Source organism: Streptomyces sp. NRRL S-920, assembly GCF_000717945.1.
Taxonomy (GTDB): domain Bacteria; phylum Actinomycetota; class Actinomycetes; order Streptomycetales; family Streptomycetaceae; genus Streptomyces; species Streptomyces alboniger.
This window is the reverse complement of sequence record NZ_JODF01000023.1, coordinates 17,359-34,517: the sequence shown is the minus strand read 5'-3', so window position 1 is coordinate 34,517 and position 17,159 is coordinate 17,359. Positions and strand designations below refer to the sequence as shown.

At 70.8% G+C, this 17,159-nt stretch carries 13 protein-coding genes; 8 read left to right on the top strand and 5 right to left on the bottom strand.

Translation table 11 applies throughout. The annotated features are described in order from the left end of the window. The first annotated feature begins 16 nt into the window (after positions 1 to 16). Together IG54_RS0118560 and IG54_RS0118555 are read left to right on the top strand one after the other, a co-directional pair. On the top strand, positions 17 to 226 hold the full coding sequence (locus IG54_RS0118560) for an MbtH family protein (protein WP_030785032.1): 210 nt from the start codon (positions 17 to 19) through the stop codon (positions 224 to 226). After that, complete coding sequence (locus IG54_RS0118555; protein WP_037897389.1) at positions 216 to 1,448, top strand: cytochrome P450; 1,233 nt, start codon at positions 216 to 218, stop codon at positions 1,446 to 1,448. Before IG54_RS0118560 ends, IG54_RS0118555 begins: the two co-directional genes overlap by 11 nt. Before the next feature lie 53 nt (positions 1,449 to 1,501). Here the strand turns inward: IG54_RS0118555 and IG54_RS38045 are convergent, their stop codons facing one another. After that, positions 1,502 to 3,934, bottom strand: a complete 2,433-nt coding sequence (locus IG54_RS38045; RefSeq protein ID WP_051819635.1) for a non-ribosomal peptide synthetase — start codon at positions 3,932 to 3,934, stop codon at positions 1,502 to 1,504. Between the two features lie 250 nt (positions 3,935 to 4,184). On the opposite strand from IG54_RS38045, the gene IG54_RS0118545 reads away from it, so the two are divergent. From IG54_RS0118545 to IG54_RS0118530, 4 genes are all read left to right on the top strand, one after another. Next, positions 4,185 to 5,384 carry a MalY/PatB family protein gene (locus IG54_RS0118545; RefSeq protein ID WP_030785024.1) on the top strand — a complete coding sequence of 400 codons (1,200 nt, stop codon included), beginning with the start codon at positions 4,185 to 4,187 and terminating at the stop codon, positions 5,382 to 5,384. Positions 5,385 to 5,607: 223 nt separating this feature from the next. Next, positions 5,608 to 7,512, top strand: coding sequence for a B12-binding domain-containing radical SAM protein (locus IG54_RS0118540; protein WP_199809558.1), 1,905 nt, complete (start codon positions 5,608 to 5,610; stop codon positions 7,510 to 7,512). Between the two features lie 84 nt (positions 7,513 to 7,596). Beyond that, on the top strand, positions 7,597 to 8,982 hold the full coding sequence (locus IG54_RS38040; protein WP_234336240.1) for a serine/threonine-protein kinase: 1,386 nt from the start codon (positions 7,597 to 7,599) through the stop codon (positions 8,980 to 8,982). Positions 8,983 to 9,103: 121 nt separating this feature from the next. Then, complete coding sequence (locus IG54_RS0118530; RefSeq protein ID WP_030785017.1) at positions 9,104 to 10,294, top strand: cytochrome P450 family protein; 1,191 nt, start codon at positions 9,104 to 9,106, stop codon at positions 10,292 to 10,294. Positions 10,295 to 10,332: 38 nt separating this feature from the next. Here IG54_RS0118530 and IG54_RS0118525 read toward each other — a convergent pair whose 3' ends face one another. After that, positions 10,333 to 11,070, bottom strand: coding sequence for a TetR/AcrR family transcriptional regulator (locus tag IG54_RS0118525; protein WP_078594246.1), 738 nt, complete (start codon positions 11,068 to 11,070; stop codon positions 10,333 to 10,335). Positions 11,071 to 11,157: 87 nt separating this feature from the next. On the opposite strand from IG54_RS0118525, the gene IG54_RS0118520 reads away from it, so the two are divergent. Continuing rightward, positions 11,158 to 12,834 (top strand): MFS transporter, encoded by a 1,677-nt coding sequence (locus IG54_RS0118520; RefSeq protein ID WP_051819633.1) that lies wholly within the window; start codon positions 11,158 to 11,160, stop codon positions 12,832 to 12,834. A gap of 96 nt (positions 12,835 to 12,930) precedes the next feature. Here IG54_RS0118520 and IG54_RS0118515 read toward each other — a convergent pair whose 3' ends face one another. The 3 genes from IG54_RS0118515 to IG54_RS0118505 form a co-directional block, all read right to left on the bottom strand. Next, positions 12,931 to 13,161, bottom strand: coding sequence for an acyl carrier protein (locus IG54_RS0118515; protein WP_030785007.1), 231 nt, complete (start codon positions 13,159 to 13,161; stop codon positions 12,931 to 12,933). A 66-nt stretch (positions 13,162 to 13,227) separates the two neighbouring features. Further along, positions 13,228 to 14,262, bottom strand: coding sequence for a beta-ketoacyl-ACP synthase III (locus IG54_RS0118510; protein WP_030785004.1), 1,035 nt, complete (start codon positions 14,260 to 14,262; stop codon positions 13,228 to 13,230). Positions 14,263 to 14,273: 11 nt separating this feature from the next. Next, a complete protein-coding gene (locus IG54_RS0118505; protein ID WP_030785002.1) occupies positions 14,274 to 15,593 on the bottom strand; it encodes a beta-ketoacyl synthase N-terminal-like domain-containing protein in 1,320 nt (439 codons plus the stop codon). A gap of 211 nt (positions 15,594 to 15,804) precedes the next feature. Here IG54_RS0118505 and IG54_RS0118500 point away from each other — a divergent pair, with 211 nt between their 5' ends. Further along, positions 15,805 to 17,139: a beta-ketoacyl-[acyl-carrier-protein] synthase family protein gene (locus IG54_RS0118500; protein ID WP_030784999.1), complete on the top strand. Its 1,335-nt coding sequence runs from the start codon at positions 15,805 to 15,807 to the stop codon at positions 17,137 to 17,139. Positions 17,140 to 17,159: the final 20 nt, after the last annotated feature.

Below are 17,159 nucleotides of genomic sequence, written 5' to 3'. Positions count from 1 at the left end.
CTGTCTGGAGACACCTGTGAGAAGTCCCTTCGACACCCCGGCCGACACCGTGGGCAGCTTCCTCGCACTGGTCAACGACCGGCACGAGTACTCGCTGTGGCCCGCCGCGGCGGACGTGCCGGCCGGGTGGTCGGTCGCGTACGGGCCTGCAACCCGGGCGGACTGCCTGGAGCTGATCGAAGGATCCTGGACGGACGACCTCATCGGGGCCTCGCATGACCGCTGACCTCACCGGCACCCTCGGCGGGCCCACGATTCCCTTCCACATGATCGACCCGGCCGTGCATCCGGACCCGGACGCCTGCGACACCTGGCGCGAACTGCGGGAGAAGCACCCGGTCGTTCGGTGCGAGAGCGGCGACGGCGGCCCGGGGTTCTGGGTGGTCACGCGCTACCGTGACATCGCCGCGGTCTACCGGGACACCGCGCGGCTCGGTTCGCAGCAGGGCAACATGCTCGGCACCCTGCTCACCGGCGGGGACTCCGCGGGCGGCCAGATGCTGGTGGTCACCGATCCGCCCCGGCACACCGCCGTGCGCCGCATGCTGATGGGCGCGTTCTCGGCCCGGGCCATGGCCCCGGTCGTGGACAGCGTGCGGAACGCCACCCGCAGCCTGGTGGAGGCCCTGGTGGAGGCGGGCGGGGGTGACTTCGTCGCCGATGTCGCGGCGCAGATCCCGCTCATCGCGATCTGCGAGCTACTCGCCGTGCCGCCCGCGGACCGCGCCGCGATGCTGGAGATGACCATGGCCGCGCTGGGCGCGGAGGACTCGCGGGAATCCAGGGAAGAAGCCGCGCGGGCCCAGCACGAGATCCTGCTCTACTACGCCGGTCTGCTTCCCGGTCGCCGCAAGGCGCCCGGGGAGGACATCGTGAGCCTGCTCGCCACCGGGGAGGCCGACGGTGTCCGGCTCGGCGACGCCGAGGTGCTGCTGAACTGCTACAACATCATCATCGGCGGCGACGAGACGACGCGGCTGTCGTCCGCGGGCGCGGCGCTGGCACTGATGGAGCACCCGGAGCAGTGGGAGCGGCTGCGCCAGGACGAGGGGCTGCTCGATCCCGCGGTGGAGGAGGTGCTGCGCTGGACGACTCCGGTGACGCACATCGGCCGTACCGCCACGGTGGACATCGAGCTGAGGGACCGGCGGATCAGCGCCGGCGACATCGTCACGCTGTGGAACATCTCGGCGAACCGGGACGCGGAGATCTTCGAGGATCCCTACCGCTTCGACATCTCCCGCACCCCGAACCGGCACCTGACCCTCGGCCACGGCCCGCACTTCTGCCTGGGGGGACCGCTGGCCCGGGTGGAACTGCGGGTCATGCTGGAGGAGTTGCGCCGTCAGGTCGGTGAACTGGAGCCGGCCGGGCCGGTCGAGCGGATGGCCTCCAGCTTTCTGACGGGTGTCAGCCGGCTCCCGGTGCGATGTTCGGCGGGTTCGTGACGGGCCGGGGCGGGCGGCACGCCACGGTGCCGCCCGCCGGTGCGGCCGTCCGGTCAGGCGCGGTCGCCGGGCGGCTCGACGCCAGGGTCGCCCGCGGTGTTCTCCAGATGCCCGGCCAGCTCCCGCAGGGTCGGATACCGGTACAGGTCCGCGAGGGTGAAGCCCGGTATCAGCGCCATGGTGCGCATGGCCTTCATCGAGTCGCCGCCGAGCCCGAAGAAGTCGTCGTCCCTGCGCACCGACGCGACGCCCAGGACCTCCTGCCAGGCCGCGCCGAGCCGTGCCTCCCAGACGCCCTGCGGCCGGTCCTCGGCGGGCGCCGCGGGGTCCGGTCCGGCCGGTCCGGGCGCGAACGCGGCGGGAAGGGCCTTGCGGTCGATCTTGCCGTTGGGGCTGAGGGGCAGGGCGGGCAGCGTGAGCAGGACGCCGGGGACCATGTGCGACGGGAGCCGCGACGCGAGGTGCTCGCGTACGTCGTCGGCCCTGAAGTCCGCGCTCTCGTGCGGCACGGCGTAGCCGACCAGGGCCGGGGCGCCGGCGGCATCGGTCTGAGCGGTCACCACGGCCTCCTTGACCGCCGGGTGGTCGCGCAACGCCGCCTCGATCTCGGTGAGTTCGACGCGCAGGCCGTGGATCTTCACCTGGAGGTCGACCCGGCCGATCAGCTCGATCAGTCCGTCGGCGTCGAACCGGGCGAGGTCTCCTGTGCGGTAGAGGCGCTCGCTCACGGGTCCGTACGACCACGGCAGGAAGCGCTCCGCGGTCCGCTCGGGCTGGTCCAGGTATTCGCGGGCGAGTCCGGTGCCGGCCAGGTACAACTCGCCCGTGACACCGGGCGGTACGGGCCGCAGGGCGTCGTCGAGGATGTACACCCGCTGGTTGGCCATGGGGCGCCCGTAGGGGATGCTCGTCCAGGCCGGGTCGGTCGTCTCGACCTCGAAGACGGTCGAGTAGATGGACGCTTCCGTGGCGCCGCCGAGGGAGATGAAACGGCATTCGGGTGCGCGGGAGCGGGTCCGGTCCGGCAACCGCAGCGGGATCCAGTCACCGGCGAGCATCACCAGCCGCAGGTCGCGCAGGGGCAGCGCCCGGCCGGTCGGCCGCGGGTCGGCGGGCCTCGGGTGAGCGGGCTGGTCGTCGGGGGCGGGCCGCTCGGCGTGGTCGAGGTGTTCCAGGACCAGTTCCAGCAGCGCGGGCGCGGTGTTCCAGAGGGTGACCCGGTGGCGGGCCGACAGCTCGGCCCAGTGTCCGGGGTCCCTGGTGCGGCCGGGCGAGGGCAGCACCAGGGTGCCTCCGCCGATGGGTACGCCCAGGAATTCGTACACGGACATGTCGAAGCTCGGCGACGACAGGCCCAGCACGCTGTCGCCCGGTCCCACGTCGAAGCGGGTGTTGAGGTCCGCGATGTTGTTCAGCACGCCGCGGTGGCACAGGGCGATGGGCTTCGGGGTGCCGGTGGAGCCGGACGTATGCATCACGTAGCAGAGGTTGTCCGGGCCTGCGACGGGACGCGGGTCGTGGTCGGGCTCGGCGGCCAGCTCGTCGGCCGCGCGGTCGAGGACGATCAGGTGGGGTCCGCCGGGTCCCTCGGCCCGCGGGAGGCCGTCGGCGAGGTCGCTTCGGCTGATCACGGCCACACAGGACACGCCCGTGATCATGGTGGCCACGCGCGCGCTCGGGTAGCCGGGGTCGAGCGGTACGTAGGCGCCGCCCGCCTTGAGCACGCCGAGGATGGCGACCAGGAGATCGGGCGACTGGTCGAGGTACAGGCCGACACGCCGGTCCGGGCCGACGCCGAGTCCGCGCAGATGGTGGGCCAGCCGGTTGGCGGCCGCGTTGACCTGGCGGAATGTCAGCAGCTGGTCGTCCTGGGCCACGACGACGGCGTCCGGGGCGCGCGCGGCCCGAGCCTCGAACGCCTCGTGCAGACACGACCCGGGGTGCGGCAGTTCCGCCGCGGTGGCGTTCCACTCGACGAGTATCCGGTGCAGCTCGCTCTCGCCGAGGAACTCCAGCTCCGCCAGGGGCAGGTCCGGGCGGGCGAGCCCCTCGGCCAGCAGGGTGTGGAAATGGTCGAGCAGTCGCTCGGCCGTGGCGGTGTCGAAGGCCGTCTCGTCGTAGCGCAGTCCGACCGGCAGCGGCCCCTCGTCGAGGGCGGGCAGTACGAGCTGTGCCTCGTACGGAAGGTCGGCCGGCACCGGCGCTCCGAAGCTGATGCCTGTGCGGACGTGGTCCCCCGCCGGGTGCTCCTGTGCCGCGCCGGCGTCCTTCACCAGCGCGCGGAAGGTGGCCTCCCCGGTGACCGTCAGATGGACGGCGGTGTCGTCGGACCGGTCCCGGCTCAGCGCGAGTTCGACGTGGTTGCGTCCGGTGTACCGGTACAGCAGAGCGGCGAACGCGGCGACGGCCACCCGTTCCCGTGTGGTGCCGCAGGCCTTCGCCAGCGTCGCGAGGTCGCCTGGGAGCTGAACGGCATAGGAAGTCAATTCCCCGCCTTCCGTCTCAAAGTTCCGGGCGGCGTATGCGCGTATTCGGCACGCGACCGTCCCCTGACTGACACATTGCCAAATACATGGCGACAACGACTGGTTGGCGAGATTATCGATCACCTCCGGCCATCACAAGGTGACGAGCGTCACAGTATTTCTCGGAGAAGTGGGAGCACAACCTGATGCAATGTCTTTCGGGGTACCAGCTCCGCAAGGGGATTTTCCCGACCGGCCGGGAGGTCGCACCATGAACTCCACCGCTTTGGCCGCGCAGTCGGCACTGGATTCTCTCGACATCGGCGAATTGTCACGCCGGGACGGGGAGAAATGGGCGCACGCCGGGACGGACGTGCTGGCTTCCTGGGTCGCGGACATGGACTTTCCGACGGCACCCGCGATCCGCGAGGCGGTGGCGCGCCGGGCCGCGGGGGACCTCGGCTATCCGACGTGGTTCGACGAGTCGCGGGGCGGTCCGCTCGGCGAGGTGTTCGCCGAGCGGACCCGGCGCCGGTACGGACACCTCCCGGACCCCACCCACGTGCGGATGTTCACCGACATCAACCAGGCGATGCTGGCCGTCCTCCAGCTGGCCACCGCGCCCGGCGACGCGGTGCTGGTGCACACCCCGGCCTGCCCCCCGTTCGTCGAGGTCATCGAGCGGATCGGGCGCCGGCCGCTGACGGTGCCGGTCGAGGACGACGGCACGGGCTGGGGGTTCGACCCGGTCCGGATGGAGCGCGCCGTGGCGGATGCGGGACCCGGGCGGTGCCGCGCCCTGTTCCTGGTGAATCCGCACAACCCCACGGGCAGGGTGTTCAGGCGTGCGGAGCTGGAGGCGCTCGCGGAGCTGGCGCTCCGTCACGACCTGCTGGTCATCTCGGACGAGGTGCACGCGGATCTGACCCACGCCCCGCACCGGCACATCCCGTTCGCCTCACTGAGCCCGGAGGTGGCGGCCCGCACCGTCACGCTGACCTCGGGCAGCAAGGCGTTCAACCTGGCGGGCATCCGCTGCGCGGTCGCCCATGTGGGCCCGCGGGCCGTGCGCGAGGCCGTCGACGACCGGCGGGGTCTGCTCTTCGGTCAGGTGGGCGTACTCGCGGTGGAGGCGCTCAAGGCCGCCTGGACCTCGGGCGATTCCTGGCTGGAGGAGGTCATGGCCCTGCTCGACCGCAACCGCCACCGGGTGGCCGAGCGGCTCCCCGCACAGCTGTCCTACCGGATCCCGGAGGCCGGATTCTGCGCCTGGCTGGACTGCCGCCGCCTGGACGTGGGCGACGATCCCATGGCCTTCTTCCGCGACGAGGCCAAGGTACTGCTCTTCTCCGGCCCGTCCTTCGGCGCGGCAGGAAACGGATTCGTGCGCCTCAATTTCGGCACCTCTCTCAAGGTTCTCGACGAAACACTGGACCGTATGGACACCGCTGTCCGGCGCTTGCCGAAGTGACTGTCTTCTTTGTCCTGTTGACTCGCACCGGGCGCCGCCTAGTAAAGTGACAACAAAGATCACGGGGGCTTTCTTGATTACCTGCACGGTCGACAAACCATGCCAGTCGAACCGCTTTATCAGGCGCTCCGTGTCGGACCCGCACAACCGGGATCAGACGGCCAAATCAATCAGTGCCGTATAACGATCCGGAGGGCTGATGACTATTCACACTGTCGAAAGCGTGCAATCCAGTAGTGGAAATGTACGCGTACATCGGCCGGGGGACGCGGCGGACCTCGCCTCTTTCCGGCAACTGCGCCGCGTACGCCGGGAGAGACTGCTCGACGACCTGGCGCAGGGACGCACGGCACGCCGCTACTTCCCGGTGCTCTCGGTCCTGGCACCCGTCATGACCCAGGCCGAGGGAGAGATCACCTACCCCGGTGATCCGATGTGCCTCTACACGGCGCTCTCCGTGGCCGTACGCCGAGCCGTCGACGACGCGGGCCCGCTGGCGGAGGCCACGCACTACACCGACTTCGCCCCCGAGTGGACCCGGTTACCGTCCAAGGAGTACCGGCTGGCCGCCGGGGCGGACGGCTACCGGCCGTACGAGAGCGAGCCCAACACCGACCAGACGGTGTTCGACCCGCGGGTCTGGGACGACGCGGCCAGAGTGCGCTGGATCCGGCTGCTGCGCGAGGCGCGCCCCCGGGTAGTTCTGATCAGCGCGGTCTCCCCCGCACACCGGTACGCGCTGGAGATCGCCTCCCTCGTCAAGAGCGAGCTTCCGGAGGCCTTCGTCATCCTCGGCGGCCGCCACGCGGACGAGACCATCACCTGTACGCCGGACGGGCTGAGGCTCCTCCTCAAGCCCAGCAGCCCCCTGTCCGTCATCCAGGAGGGCAGGGCACCCAGGGTCGTCGACGCCGTCGTGACCGGCGAGGCCCATCACGCGGTGGACCTGCTGATGCGAGCCGTGGCCCTCGCCGTCGACCTCGACCGGCAGTGGGTGGACCGCGATCGCGTCCTCGGACTCCTCCAGGGACTGCTCGCCGAGGAGGGTCCCGGCCCGGGGCAGGCCCTGGCCGTCCTCGCCTCGGACGACGGCTTCGACGCCGTACCGCTGCGCGGTCGCACGCTCGATCTCGCCGAACTCCCCTCGCCCTACGAGGCGTTCGCGATCCGCTCGCACTTCCCGATCTTCACCGCACCCGGCACCGGCGCCATTCTGCGCACCGCCCACTTCATGGTGTCCAACGCCTGCCCGTACCGCTGCAACTTCTGTTCGGAGTCGGTGCAGGTGGCGGGCACCCTGAAGCGCTTCAAACGCGACCCGATCAGCACGGCGGTCGAGCGGGTCTGCGAGTACGTCCACTACGGCGCCGAGTCGCTCTTCTTCGACGACTCCGTGTTCTGGAGCGGACGTTACCGGGACATCGCGGAGTTCTGCGACGCACTGGCCGAGCTGCGCGCGACGGACGCCGAGCGAATACCTGCCCGCTTCCAAGCGCGCCTCTGCGATCCCGACGACCTCGAACGGCTGGGCCGGCTCCAGTGGGGCGCCCAGCTCACCGTGGACACGCTCGTGGCCCTGCACTCGCCCGAGCAGACCGCCGAGATCCTGCGGAAGATGAAGGCCGCCGGGTGCACCTATATCTACATGGGCATCGAGAGCATGTCGACGCAGGTCATGGACCACATCCACAAGAACCTGCGCCGGGACGAGACCCGCCCCTGGAAGGCGAAGGTCAGGGAAGCGGCCCGGCTGGTGAAGGAACAGGGGCTGGAACTGGGCACCTCGGTGCTCTTCGGCCTGGACGGAGAGACGCGCGCCAGCATCGACGAGACCATCCATGAGGTGGGGCGGCTGATCGACGACGGTTTGATCGACCTCGCCAGCCCCAACATCCTCACCTACCATCCCGCGACCCCGGTCACCACCCAGCACGGCATGCAGGACCGGCTCGACTACCACTCGCCCCGCATCGACAACCGGAAGCCCTATATCTACTTCGAGGAGGCCTTCCCCGGGGTGGTATCGGTTCTTCTCTCGGAGGACGACATCTGGCACATCCACAACGAGACGGGCATCCACTGGGGCACCGTCCGCAACGGATCGTCTCCGACCGCGACGGTCCCTTAATCCCGGAGTCCTCGGTGCCACCCCGGCTGCCCGCCCACCGGCGGGCGGCACGGGCCCACCGCGCCCCCCGGCTATATTCCCTACGTGGATGACGATCACGGGCAACTCCTCGCGGGCCGCTACCGGTTGAGCCGACTGCTCGGCCAAGGGGGCATGGGCGCGGTCTGGCAGGCCCACGATGAACAGTTGGGGCGGGACGTCGCTGTCAAGGAGTTGCGGCTGCCCGAGCATCTGGGCGAGGCCGAGCGGCAGAACTGGATCGCCCGGCTCGACCGCGAGGCCCGCGCCGCCGCACGGCTGAAGCATCCGGGGATCATCACCGTCCACGACCGGATATCCGGCCCCGACGGACGGCCCTGGATCGTCATGGAGTTGGTGGACGGCGGGTCCCTCGCCGACCTCATCGAGGCACAAGGCGCGCTCGCGCCCCAGCTGGCCGCCGACGTCGGGCGGCAAGTGGCGGCCGCGCTCGGTGCCGCGCACCGGATGGGGATCACTCACCGGGACATCAAGCCCGCCAACATCCTCCTCGAAGAGGACCGTGCCGTCCTGACCGACTTCGGGATCGCCGCCCTCGAAGGGGACGCCACCCTCACCGCCACCGGCATGATCATGGGCACGCCCGCGTTCATGGCTCCCGAGCAGGTCCGCGGCCTGCCCGCGACGGCCGAGTCCGACCTCTGGTCCCTGGGCGCCACGCTGTACGCCGCCGTGGAGGGCCACGCTCCGTTCGCCGGCACGGCGCCGCACGCGGTCCTGGTCGCCGTCGCGACGGAGCCGCCGATTCCCGCTGTGCGGGCGGGAGCGCTCGGCCCCGTACTCGACGGGCTGCTGCACAAGGATCCGGCCGCGCGCCTGACCATGGATCAGCTGCGGGCCCAGCTGAACGGCGCTGCGGCGCCAACTCCCGCCGTGGCCGCCCCCGCTCCGTCCGCACTGCCCACGATGCCGGCGAGGAGCCCCGCCGTCGGGCAGGTCGGGGCGGGGCCCGCCGCCGGGCGGCGGCCCGCACCGCGCCGACGGGTCTCACCGTGGGTCAAGCTGGGCGCGACGATGCTGGTGATCGCGCTGACCATAAGTGCCGGGTACCTCCTCGACCAGCGGGACGACAACAGCGCGTACGAGGCCAATCGGAGTGTGGCCGACGCCCTCACCGCCCCCAAGGGCTTCTCCCGGCCGACCACTTCCCGCGTCCCCGGAAACCTGGCACAAGTGACGTACACATGGCCCGACCCGTGTGTCCAGCACTGCGCCAAGCAGGTCTCCCTGGTCGAGGAGTGGTTGAGGCAGCAGGCGGGCGTGGCCCGGGTCAACACCTTCGAGGCCGACCGCGGCGCCTGTCTCGACGACGAGCACGGCTGCACCATCCTGGTCGAACGGGCGCGGTCGTACAAAGAGCCGACCGTTCAGGGCGCCGCACTCCAAACGGAGGGCGACCGGCTCTCGTTCCGGGTCGAAGTGGGCCGGTAGCCGCCGTCGGCTGTCCGCCGGCGTCGTCGCGGGCCCGCGGTGCCGCGAGGTCTCGGGCGTACCCACCGCACGGCAGGCCCCAGGGGCGCGGGCCCAACCCGCCCACCCCTAGAGTGAGTCCATGGATCTTGCGGACGACCTGAGCACCCGACCGTACGACGTGTACCGGGAATTGCGCACCACCTCTCCCGTGCATCGCGTCGCCGGCACCGACGGTCGACCCGCCTGGCTCGTCACCCGGTACGACGATGTACGCGCCGCTCTCGCCGACCCGCGGCTCTCGCTCGACAAAGCGCACGCGCGGGAGGGCAACTACCGCGGGCTGGCGCTGCCCCCCGCGCTGGACGCGAACCTCCTCAATATGGACCCTCCCGACCACACACGCCTGCGCCGCCTGGTCGGACGCGCCTTCACCCCCCGCCGCGTAGAGCAGCTGCGCACGCCGATCCGGGCCACCGCGGACCGGCTCCTGGACGCACTGGGCACACACGGCACGACGGACCTGGTCACCGCCTACGCGGCGCCCCTGCCGATCACCGTCATCTGTGAACTCCTGGGCATCCCGGAGAGCCGCCGTCGGGACTTCCGGTCCTGGTCGAACGTACTGGTCGCGCCCGACCCCAGCCGGCCCCAGGTCGCCAAGGAGGCCTTCGCGGGCATGCTGGGGTTCCTCGCGGAACTCCTGGTTCACAAGAGGAGCAGCCCCGCGGACGACCTGCTCTCCGACCTGATCGCGGTCCGGGACGCGGACGACGACCGGCTCACCGAGGACGAGCTGATGTCCCTGGCCTTCCTCATCCTCTTCGCCGGCTACGAGAACACCGTCCAGCTGATCGGCAACGCGGTACTGGCCCTGCTGGAGAACCCGGACCAGATGGCCCTTCTCCGGCAGGACCCCGCGCGGATCGCCGACGCGGTCGAGGAGTTCGCGCGCTTCGAAGGGCCGGCCCTGCTCGCCATCCGCCGGTTTCCCACGCAGGACCTGGAGATCGGGGGAACGGTGATCCCCGCGGGCGATACGGTGCTGCTGTCGCTGTCCGCCGCCAACCGCGACCCGAACCGGTTCCCCGATCCGGACCGGGTCGACCTCGGCCGCGATGCCACGGGCCATCTGGCGCTCGGCCACGGGATCCACTACTGCCTGGGCGCCCCGCTGGCGCGCGCGGAGACCGAGATCGCCCTCACCGCGCTCCTCGACCGGTTCGAGAACCTCGAGTTCGCCGGTGCCGACCCGCAGTGGCGTCCCTCGATGCGCGCCCGCGGACTGACCGCGCTGCCGGTGCACTACTCCCGGGCCACCCCGGCCCCCTGAGGGGCGGTCGACGGCGGCCGAGGGGGTGTGTCAGGGCCTCAGGAGTCCTCTGAACGCATCTGCACCATGCCGGACACCATGCATTCGAGGCCGTCGTGGAATCGCTGGCCCGTGCTGCTCGAAGCGCTGCGCTTGACGTAGTCGGCCAGGGACGCCGGGTGGGACTGGGTCGCCATGCCGAGGTAGGGGCCGAGGCGGCTCACCCACTCCTCCTCGCTCTCGGCGCTCTGGCGGGCCATCGCCTGCCAGGACGCCTCGGACAAGGCGGCTCCCACGGTGTAGTAGTAGATCGCCGAGAGCGCCGAGTCCAGCTGCCTCGGGGTGAAGTGGGCCTGCTCCAGGATCTCGATGATGGCGCTGGTGTGCGCCAGGGCGCGGGGCCCCACCGGAGGGTGGCCGCCCATCAGCTCGATCATCCAGGAGTGCCGCAGCAGCACCTCGAACAGATCCGTCGCGCCCGCCTTGATGTCGTCGCGCCAGTCCCCCGTGCCGGACCGGGACGGCGGGTCGGGGAAGACCGCGTCGATGGCCAGTTCCAGCAGGTCGTCCTTGGTCGACACGTGCCAGTACAACGACATCGGTGCCGAGTTCAGCGAGTCCGCGAGCTGACGCATGCGCAGATTGCGGACACCCCCCTCGTCCAGGAGACGCACCGCCGCCTGCACGATCTGTTCACGGCTCAGCGGCTGCCTCGCCGGCCGCTGCTTCACCTCGCGCAGCCAGATCGAGCCGGGTTGGCCTTTCGGTGTGTTTTCTCGTCCAGAAGTTTCATTCACAGCCCTATGCTAACGCAGTCTCGTACGACGTACGATGGCTGGTATGACGTACGAGACCAGTTGACGGAATCCCGAAGGAGGCCAGTCATGGACGGCGTGGTGCATGAGCAGCAGGGCGCGGGCCGCGGAGGAGGTGAGGGCGGTGACGAGGGCGGCATCCCCGGGGCGAAAAACCGATGGGCGGTGCTGGGCGTCCTCTCGCTGAGCCTTCTCGTCGTCGCCCTCGACCTGACAGTGCTGAACGTGGCCCTGCCCACGCTCAGTACCGAACTCCGACCCTCGTCGGTGCAGTTGCTGTGGATCGTCGACGTCTACTCGCTCGTCGTCGCCGGCCTGCTCATCAGCTGCGGCACGCTCGGTGACCGCCTGGGCCGCAAACGTTTCCTGTGCCTTGGCTTCCTCGTCTTCGGCGGCGCGTCGGCCGCGGCGGCCTGGGCGACCGGGCCCGCGATGCTGATCACGGCCCGCGCGCTGCTCGGAATCGGCGCGGCGATCATCATGCCGTCGACGCTCTCGATCATCCGGAACGTATTCACCGACCGCAAAGAGCGAACGGTGGCGCTCGCCGTGTGGGCCACCATGTCCGCGGCCGGTGCCGCGGTCGGGCCGGTGGTCGGCGGTGTCATGATCGAGCACTTCTGGTGGGGCTCGGTCTTCCTGATCAACGTACCCATCATGGTCATCGCCCTGATCGCGGCGCTGACCCTGGTGCCGGAGTCCCGGCATCCGAATCCGCCGCGCTGGGACACCGTCGGAGCCCTGCTGTCCGTCACCGGCCTGATCTCCCTCGTCTACGCGATCCAGCACGGCGGCGCGAAGGGCCTGGAGGCGCAGACGATCATCACGGGCGTGCTCGGCCTGGTGCTGCTCACGGCGCTGGTGGTGCGCGTGCTGCGCATCCGCGACCCGCTCTTCGATCCGACACTCTTCCGCGACCGCGCGTTCTCCGTGGCGGTGGCGTCCGTGGTCCTCGCCATGTTCGGCATGGGCGGGCTGATGCTGCTTCTCACGCAGCACTGGCAGTTCATCGGCGGCGCCTCGCCGATGGAGTCGGGCCTTCAGCTGCTGCCGCTGCTCCTGGCCACCATGATCGGGGCCCCGATCATGTCCGTCATCGTCCCGAGGTACGGCACGCGGTACGCCATGATGATCGGCATGGGCCTGATCGGCGCCGCGTTCTTCGTCCTGATGAACGTCGAGCCCGACACCGAGTACTGGGTCTTCGCCATCGCCCTCGCGGGCATCGGCGCCGGCGCGGGTTGCGCCATGACGGCCGCGTCGGACGCCATCATGTCGACGGCCGACGCGGATACCGCGGGTGGCGCCGCGGGCATCGAGGAGACCTCCTACGAACTGGGCAACGGCCTCAGCGTGGCGATCATGGGCAGCGTGGCCTCCGCGCTGTTCCGCAGCGAGATGGACGACCCCGTCGCGGGAGTGGACCCCAAGGCCATGGACGCCGCGCGCGAAGGCCTCGCCGACGCCGTCGGAGTGGCCGGCGCCCTGCCCGGCTCCGCCGGGGAGGAGCTGAAGCGGCGCGCCGACCAGGCGTTCGCGGACGCGTTCGGGGTCACGTCGCTGTGCACCGGCATCATCCTCGTGCTGATGGCGATCGCCGTCTTCCTGTTCATCCCGCCCTCGGCGGGGCGGATCACCCCGGCGGCCAAGGGCGGCGGTGCCGCACCCGAGGACGGCGTGGACCTGGTGAAGCAGGAATCGAGGGAGTCCGCCAACGGCCGCCCCTCCCCCGTGGACCGGCCCTGACCCCAGAAAGCAGCCGGGGCCCGCAACGGGCCCCGGCTGTCCGGTGGTCGTACCCAGGTCCGTGCGCGCCGCGCTCTTCAGGGACCTGGGCACGGCTCAGGATGCTTGCTTGCGGCGCTCGACGAGGTCGACGATCCTGTCGAGCCGCTCCAGCTCGACGACCTCGTCGTCGGTGATCTCCACGCCGAACCCCTTCTCCAGGGCGAGGGCGAACTCCACCGACGCCAGGGAGTCCAGGCCGAGGTCCTCCAGCGTGGAGTCCGGGGCGATCCGGTCCTCGGAGATCTTGAATTCGTTGGTGAGCAGGGACTTGACCGATTCGTACACCGTTTCCTCCGGGGGGCGCTGTGTCGGTGGATTGGGGCGGGGCTTGACCCGCGCCGGGCGGGAGTATCAGCCGCGGTACGTGTGCACGGCCAGGGCTGTTACGTCCGGCCATGTCAGAGATGCCGCGCCCCAGGCGAGCCCGCCGCCGAACGCCGCGAGCAGCACCCGGTCGTTCGTCCGCAGCCCGCCCGCCGCGGCCGAGTCGGCGAGCAGCAGGGGAAGGGACGCGGCCGAGGTGTTGCCGACGTGCTCGATGTTGGACAGGACGCGGTCGCGCGGGATGCCCAGTTCGTCGGCGACGGCTTCGCTGATGCGCGCGTTGGCCTGATGGGTCGCCAGCCGGTCGACGTCCTGGACCGTCCAGCCGGAGCGCTCGATGACCTCGCGCGCCGACTGCGCCATGCGCTCCTTCGCGTGCCGGTAGACCTTGCGGCCCTGCATCTGGAGGTGGTGGTCGCTCGGCTCGGGCACGGTCCGGGCGGCGCGCTGCCGGGCGCCGCCCGCGGGGATCTGGATGAGGTCGCTGTGGGTGCCGTCGCTGCCGAGCCGGATGGGGCCGATGGCTCCCGGCTCGTCGGGGTCACCGGCGCGCAGTACGACGGCACCGGCGGCGTCGCCGAAGATGACGGCCGTGTTGCGGTCCTGCGGGTCGACGATGGCGGAGAAGGTCTCGGCGCCGATGACCAGGACGTGGTCGGCGAAGCCGGCGGCGATCGCGCCGACGCCTGCCGACAGCGCGTACAGGAATCCGGCGCAGACGGCGGCGACGTCGTGCGCGGCGACGGGGCCGAGTCCGAGCGCCGCCGCGACCTCGGGGGCGGTGGCCGGGCAGAGGCGGTCCGGGGTCGCCGTGGCGAGGACGACCGCGTCCACGCTGTCGCGGCCGGCCGACTTCAGGGCCAGCCGGCCCGCCTCGACGGCCAGTTCCCGCGTGGCCATGCCCGGTGGGACGGTGTGCCGCTCGGCGATGCCGGTGCGGCTGCGGATCCAGTCGTCGGTGGTGTCGAGGCGGGCTTCCAGGTCGGCGTTGGTGACCGTGCCGGGCGGCACCCAGCCGGCGACGCCCGCCAGTACGGCCGCGTGTGTCCTGTTGTGGTCCATGTCCGCGGTCCTCACGCCTTCCCCAGCAGGATCGCGCTGCTGACCATGCCTACGGTGTAGTTGAAAGAGAGCGCGTGATCGATGCGCAGTGGCCGGGCGGTGGTGCCCGGCACGGGGTCGAAGAGGCAGGCGTCGTCCGGGTCGACGCAGCCGGCCGTCGGGAACACCAGGTCGCGCTGGATCATCAGGGACGTGGCCGCCGCTCCCAGAGCGCCGAGCGGGCCGCCGTTGTGCCCGAAGCAGGCCTCCTGCACGGTGACGGGCATCGTGGTCGCGCGGTCCCCGAAGAGGCCGCGCATGATGTTCGACTCCGTCTCGTGAAAGACGCGGTCGCCCTCGGCGCCTCCGTTGACGTAGTCGATCTGTTCGGCCTCGACGAGGCCCGCCATGGCGTCCCGGGAGGCCTGGACCATGCCGGCCCCCGCGCGGTCGATGGCGAAGGCGCTGTGCTGCGGGCTGCGCCGGGTGCGTTGCGCCAGCATCCGGGAGTAGGGGGTCGCGCCGCGCCGCTCGGCATGGGCGCGGCTCTCGACGACGAGCGTGATGGAGCCGTTGCCCATGTTGGAGCCCGGGGAGTTCTTGTCGTACGGGCGCATCTGCGCGCCCATCGCCAGCGCGGCGTCCTCCATGGCGTCGACCGTGATGCCCTCTTCGGCGCTCAGCTCGGCGTACCGGTCGAGGAGGTCGGCGTAGTGCCGCAGGAAGTCGAGGCCGAACACGTCGGCGCCGGTGACCACCGCGACCTCCACCTCGCCGGCGGCGATCATCCGGCTCGCCATGCCCAGCAGCACCGCGGAGGACGTACAGCCGTTGGAGACGGTGAAGTTGGGGCCGGTCCCGGCCACGACCGACACCTGGACGTTGGCCACGTCCATGGGGATGCCGGTGAGGGCGAGGCGGGTGCCCAGTTCGTTGATCTGGTCCTTGGTGGCTCGGGTGCGATCGGTGTTGAGGATGTCTGCGTACTGCGCCGACCAGCAGTCACCGCCGTCCCGGGCCGCGAGGATCGCCGCTTGCGACAGGGCGCCCGAGCGCCAGTCGAGTCCGGCGTCACCGCACGCCTCGGCCATGGAGATCAGGCCGAGCAACTGCACCGGGGAATAGAGTTTCAGTGCCTTTACGGGAAGTTCGGGATAACGCTCCTTCACATCCGCGATATCTGTGCGCACTTGACCGAAGAAGACGCCGTCATTCTCCACGTAGCAGGCGCCGGTGGAGACGATGTCCAGGAATTGCGCGGACGTCGCGCACAGTCCTCCGGGGCCGGGCAGGGCGAATCCCATGCCCGTGATCAGTGCGTCGCGAGCGGGATCCTGCTGCTGATGCGCCATGAGACTCCCTGTGTTGCGTGCCGCTGTCGACAGGCCGTCGACGCTAGAACGGTGCGCGTCCTGGCGTAACCGGCGTCCGGTACCCGGTTTCCACCGCCCCAGGTATCAGTGGTACTGAAATCAATAATTGGTACTTCAAGTACCTCGGAGGGATTCTCCCGGGTACCGGCGGGCCGATGTCCTGCGAATTCCTGCCGGATAGCTTTCCGGTATGGCTGCACAGGCTGAATCCGCTGCACGGAAAGACCGCGGGGACTCCGTACTCGTCACCGGTATCGGCGTCATGCTCCCCGGCGCGACCCATGTCAACGAATTCTGGCAGGACGTGCGCGACGGCAATTCACGACTCGGCCGGCTGACGCGCTGCGTACCGGGCAGGACCGGGGTACGCGTGGCCGGCGAGCTGCGCGACTTCGACCACCGGAAGTTCCTGCCGGAGCTGAGCGAGAAGTTCGCGGGCCGGTACACGCGCGACGCCCTGGTGACCATGTCGGCCGTCGAGGAGGCCCGCCGTGACGCGGGGCTCGGGCCCGGCGAGATCGACCCGCCGCGCCTGTCCCTCATCGCCTCTTCCTCACGCGGCCCCCTGGAGTGGGTCAGCCAGGCGCTGCGGGAGGACGACAGCCTCAACGGCCGAGAGGGCCAGGACCACAAGGCGGGCAGCGCGGGCCACTTCGGTGACAGCGGCGCCATGCTGCGCGGCATGCCGGGCGCCCCGGCGACGCTGTCCGCCATCTACGGCGACGTGCGCGGACTGGTCACCACGCTCAGCTCCGCCTGCGTGGGCGGGCACCACGCCATCGGCCTCGCCGCCGACCTGATTCGCGCGGGCACCGCCGACGCCGTGGTCGTAGTGGGTTACGAATTCCCCCTGACGCCCCTGGTGTTCCAGTCCTTCCAGGCGATGGGCGACCGCGTCCTGTCGACCGAGTCGGCCGATCCCCGCCGCGCGATCCGCCCCTACACCCGCGACCGCGAGGGCTTCGCCTTCGGCGAGGGCGCCGTCGCCCTGTGCCTGGAGCGGGAGAGCCATGCCCGGGCACGCGGCGCGGGCGGCTACGCCCGCTTCCTGTCCCACCGGGCACTGAACGAGGCCACCCACCCCTTCGGCATGGACATGAGCGGGCAGATCACCGCGTCCGCCGTCGCCGGGGCGCTCGAGGACGCGGGCCGCACCCCGCGGGACGTGGACTGGTTCTGCGCGCACGGCACCGCCACGCCGAAGAACGACGTGGCCGAGAGCCGGATGCTCGGCGCCCTGTACGAGGGCCGCCCGCGGTCCGCCTGGCCGCCCCTCAGCTCCGTCAAGCCGGTGTACGGCCACCTCCTGGGCGCCGCCGCCCTGGTCAACGCGGCGGCCACCGCGCTGGCCCTGCACCACCAGTGCCTGTGCTCGACCGCCAACTACGCGGACGCCGTGCCCGACCCGGAGTGCGACCACGACCACGTCGCCGAGGGCGCCCGCGCGACCCGCACCGAACTCGCGGTGTCGCTGGCCTTCGCCATCGGCAGCCAGACCTCGGTACTGGCACTCGGCGCCGCATGACCGGTGCCGAACCCGCGCGG

Bases quoted from the DNA above. Each gene is read 5' to 3' on its own strand.
- IG54_RS0118555 (WP_037897389.1), top strand. From the start codon at position 216: ATGACCGCTGACCTCACCGGCACCCTCGGCGGGCCCACGATTCCCTTC.
- IG54_RS0118545 (WP_030785024.1), top strand. From the start codon at position 4,185: ATGAACTCCACCGCTTTGGCCGCGCAGTCGGCACTGGATTCTCTCGAC.
- IG54_RS0118530 (WP_030785017.1), top strand. From the start codon at position 9,104: ATGGATCTTGCGGACGACCTGAGCACCCGACCGTACGACGTGTACCGG.
- IG54_RS0118520 (WP_051819633.1), top strand. From the start codon at position 11,158: ATGGACGGCGTGGTGCATGAGCAGCAGGGCGCGGGCCGCGGAGGAGGT.
- IG54_RS0118510 (WP_030785004.1), bottom strand. From the start codon at position 14,262: ATGGACCACAACAGGACACACGCGGCCGTACTGGCGGGCGTCGCCGGC.
- IG54_RS0118505 (WP_030785002.1), bottom strand. From the start codon at position 15,593: ATGGCGCATCAGCAGCAGGATCCCGCTCGCGACGCACTGATCACGGGC.
- IG54_RS0118500 (WP_030784999.1), top strand. From the start codon at position 15,805: ATGGCTGCACAGGCTGAATCCGCTGCACGGAAAGACCGCGGGGACTCC.